We start from the raw sequence: 3,934 nt of genomic DNA on the forward strand, positions 1-3,934 counted from the left end.
GCCGCCGCCGGACGCACGGGGGCGGGCGCCGGGGCTGCGGGGGACGGCCGTCCGGGAGGCGGCGGGGGTACGGGGGCGGCAGGCGGCACCGGGCCGGAGCGCGGCGCCGAGGCCGAACCGTGGCCCTGGCCGGTCGCGAACCCGGGACCGAGCGCGGAGTCGGACCGTGCGGGCGCGGAAGCGGACCGTGCGGGCGCGGAAGCGGGCCGTGCGGGCGCGGGCCTTGGGGTTGGCACGGCCCCCAGCCCGGGCGCAGGTCCGGTCCCAGGCACAGGACCATGACGGGAGGCAGGGCCGTGACCGGGCGTAGGGCCGTGCGGGCTGGGGCCTGGCACCGGGCCATGCGGGCCGGGGCCTGGCACCGGGCCGGAGCCCTGACCGGGAGCCCGGCCAGGGCTCCGAGCAGGCACAGAACCCTGGCCGGGCACGAGGCCAGGCCCGGGCACAGAGTCAGGACCGGGGGCAGAGTCAGGACCGGGCACAGAGCCACGACCGGGCACAGAGCCAGAACCGGGCAGAGCAACCGGCCCCGGCGCGGCGCCCGCCACCGGGCTCGCCGCCACGCCTGGGCCGCCCCCCGGGCCACCCCCGGGGCCGAGTCCCGGGCCACCCCCCGGCCCACCCCCCAGCCCCGGCGCCGCACCGGCGGACCCCGGTGCGCCCGCCTCGTCCGGCTCCCACGCCAGGAACGCCTCGCAGGACGCGCAGAACTCCCGCCCCGCCGCGTTCCGGTGACCGCACTCCTCACAGACCATTCCGCGGCACCCCCACGTCCCCGTCTCCGTCTCCGTCCGGCGGCAGGATGTCCAGCGTGAACCCCACGTGTGCCGGGACCTCCGCGCCGATCAGCTCCTCCAGCCGCACCCGGTCGGCCGCCCGCCCCCGGCCCGCCCTGACCCTGACCGTCACCCAGGGGCGGCCCTCGTCGCCCGGCAACGTGGTGTGCGGCCGGGTCGCCCACGCCGTCCCGCCGGTCTCGGTGACCTCGGGCTCCGCGCCGGTCTCCAGCCGTACCGCCTCGGCCAGTCCGCCGAGCGTCCCGCGCCGGGCGTGCCGGGTCACCGCGCCCCGTACCGTCGCACGCCGCCGGTCGGGCGGGACGTCCTCGTGCGGGTCCACCGCCACCCACTGGGCCAGCCAGGCCAGGAAGTCGTCCGGCGCGCTGCGGGGGTCGAGGTGGGCGGGCAGGTTGTCGATGGTCAGCAGGACGGGGGCGAGGACCTCGTCGAGCGCGCCGAGGAAGCGCCGCAGGAAGTCCTGTTCCAGGTAGACGGAGGGCAGTTGCTCGATCAGAGGGTGCGGGGTCACGAGCCCCGTGACGCCGGTACGCATCGCCCTACGCCCCCCTGACCCGAAGCTGGTGCTCGTAGCTGAAGACCAGCGCGTGCCGGTCCAGCGGGATCTTGGCCGTGGCCTCGGTGCGTTCGCCGGTCACCGGGTCGGCCGGGTACAGCCGGACGTCCTCGACCAGGTCCACACCCGGCACCCGCTGAAGCACCGCGAACGCCTCCCCCGACTGCACCGGGCGCCCGAACGGCCACCCCTGCCCGTTCGGACCACCCGACAGCGGGTTGAAGTACCCGTACAGCGCGGCCAGTGCCGCCTCCCTGACCCGGTCCGCGACCGCTCCGCGCTCGGCCTGGACCACGGCGACGACGGTGACCCCCTGGTAGAAGGGCGGTTCGACGACGAGTCTGGCGCCGATCGGGCGCCGGGCGTCCAGGTGCCCGGCGATCAGCCGGAGGGTCTGCGCGGGAGGCACGAGTTCGTCGAACCCGATCCTGCCCTGCTCGTCGCTCCGCCCCGCGGGCACGACGAGCAGCCGCACCCCCTGGGCGTCCCCGGCGTCGGTGCCGGAGGCCTCCCCGGCCCGGATGCAGTGCACCCGGGCGGCGTCCGGGGCGACCTCCCGGGCCAGCAGTTCGTAGTCGTGCGGGACGACGGCCCGGTGCAGGGTGCGCAGGGTCATCGGCCCGCGCACCCGCGCGCTCTCGACGCTCTCGCCGTCCACCCCACCCAGCGCCGGGCGGCGGTTCTCCACCCGCGCCACGTACGGGATCGCGCTGCGCAGCACCTTCAGCGTCGACCGGGCGACGTTGCCGCGTACGCCCCCGCCGGTGCGGTAGGAGCTCACCCGGACCGTGGCGCCCTTCGCCGGCACGGCGCCGTAGTGGCGTACGGAACCGTCCCGCTCCCGTACGGCGGGCCCGAACTCGACGCGTCCGGAGTTCGGGTCGAGGGTGATGTGGCGGTCGTCCGGCCCGGAGTGCGCGAAGTCGTCCACCCTCGTCCACCGGGTGGGCTCGGGCCCGCCCGCCGGATCGGTCACCTCGACGACGAACTCGCCGGGCACCACCGGCGGCCGGGCCAGCGTGAACACCTGGCCGGGCACGCCCTCCGCCGCGCCGAGCACCTCGTCCGTCACGGTCTCGGCGTGCTCGGCGCCCCCCGTCGCGCCGATGGTGAACGCGGTGACGCCCCGGAGCACCGGGGGTGCCAGATAGGTCGGGCTGCCGGGCTCCGCCTCGGTCAGCCGGCAGCGCAGCCACCCGGCGGTACGCCGTGCCAGGGCGAGGGTGGCGTGTGTCGCCGGGAGGTGCAGGATCAGTTCGCCGGACCGGTTGAAGCCGCCGGTGTCGTCCTTCTCGACCTCGCAGGCCGCCCAGGCGCTGCCGTCCCAGGCCTCCCAGACCAGCGGTGCCCGCAGCGGGTCCACGCCGACGCCCTCGACCCTGCAGTCCAGCCGGAGCACCACGACCCCCGCCGGCACGGCGGCGGACAGGCCCACGTACAGGCAGTCGCCCGGGGTGGGGACCGCGTCGAAGCACGCCACGTCCCGTCCGATCGCCAGTTCCTCCGTACGGTCGGCCGCTTCGCCGGTCACCGGCCAGGTCACGAGGGCGTCGTACGAGCAGGGCACGACCGACAGTTGTCCGGTGGTGGTGAAGACGACCGCCTCCTCGGTCTCCGTCCGGAGGGTGGCGATCTCGGTACCGGCCTTCACCACCACCGGGTCGGGACGCGGGGCGGAGAGCCGGAACGTCACCTCGGTGCGTGCGGCGGTGGGCGGGTGGAGCCGGACCCCGATCAGGTCGAGGAAGGTCAGGTAGCTCTTCTCCGGCACCCGGTTGACCCGGTAGACGAGCTGGTCGACCATGCCGGCGAACGCCTCGATGAGGGTGACGCCCGGATCCGACACGTTGTGGTCGGTCCACTCCGGACAGCGTTGCTGGACACGGCGTTTGGCCTCGTCCACGAGGCCCTGGAAGCGGCGGTCGTCCAGATGGGGGCTGGGCAGCGTCACGTGCCTGTCTCCTCGTCGTCTCGGCCCGTGTCGGGTCCGTGCTGCGGGATCACGTAGAAGGGGAAGACGAGGTTGCGGGGGTCGTTGGAGCCGCGCACCGTGTAGCCGATGTCGATGTAGAGGACACCGCTGTCGGCCTCGTCGAACCGCACGGAGACCTCCCGCACCTCGATCCTGGGCTCCCACCGCTCCAGCGACAGCCGCACCTCGTACGCCAGTTGCCCGGCGGTCCCGGCGTCGGCGGGTGCGAACACGTAGTCGTTGACGGCGCAGCCGAACTCCGGACGCATCGGACGCTCACCCGGTGAGGTGGCGAGGATCAGCCGGATCGACTCCTCCACCTCGCGTTCGCCCCGTACCAGGGCGATCGACCCGGTGGCGTCCGTACGCGGCGGGAAGGCCCAGCCCGCGCCGATGAACTGCTGTCCCATGGCGGTCAGTCTCCGATCAGTACGGTCGCGCAGCCCGACGTGACCGGCGCCCCGCAGCCCGCCGGGTCCCCGACACGGGCTGCGGGCCTGCCCCCGATCAGCACCGTGCGGCCGGCGGGCACGAGGAGGACGGACGGCGGATGCGCGACGGGGGCGGCGCACTGGTGCGCGGTGCCGGCGGTGGCGGCGGGCTTCCCGC

At 75.5% G+C, this 3,934-nt stretch carries 4 protein-coding genes; all 4 read right to left on the reverse strand.

Annotation, left to right across the window (positions count from 1 at the left end; genetic code table 11):
* Window positions 1-744: 744 nt before the first annotated feature.
* Window positions 745-1,332: a phage tail protein gene (locus IH13_RS0100425; protein ID WP_031079991.1), complete on the reverse strand. Its 588-nt coding sequence runs from the start codon at window positions 1,330-1,332 to the stop codon at window positions 745-747.
* Window positions 1,333-1,336: 4 nt separating this feature from the next.
* Entirely contained in the window at window positions 1,337-3,304 is a 1,968-nt protein-coding gene (locus IH13_RS0100430) for a putative baseplate assembly protein (protein WP_031079993.1), read from the reverse strand.
* Window positions 3,301-3,735: a GPW/gp25 family protein gene (locus tag IH13_RS0100435; RefSeq protein WP_031079995.1), complete on the reverse strand. Its 435-nt coding sequence runs from the start codon at window positions 3,733-3,735 to the stop codon at window positions 3,301-3,303. The genes IH13_RS0100430 and IH13_RS0100435 overlap by 4 nt, the downstream gene beginning before the upstream one ends.
* 5 nt (window positions 3,736-3,740) lie before the next feature.
* A partial coding sequence (locus tag IH13_RS0100440) for a PAAR domain-containing protein (RefSeq protein WP_031079998.1) occupies window positions 3,741-3,934 on the reverse strand: 194 nt, incomplete at its 5' end.

Origin of the sequence: Streptomyces sp. NRRL WC-3549, assembly GCF_000721935.1 — a bacterium.
In the GTDB taxonomy this organism is placed as follows: Bacteria; Actinomycetota; Actinomycetes; order Streptomycetales; family Streptomycetaceae; genus Streptomyces.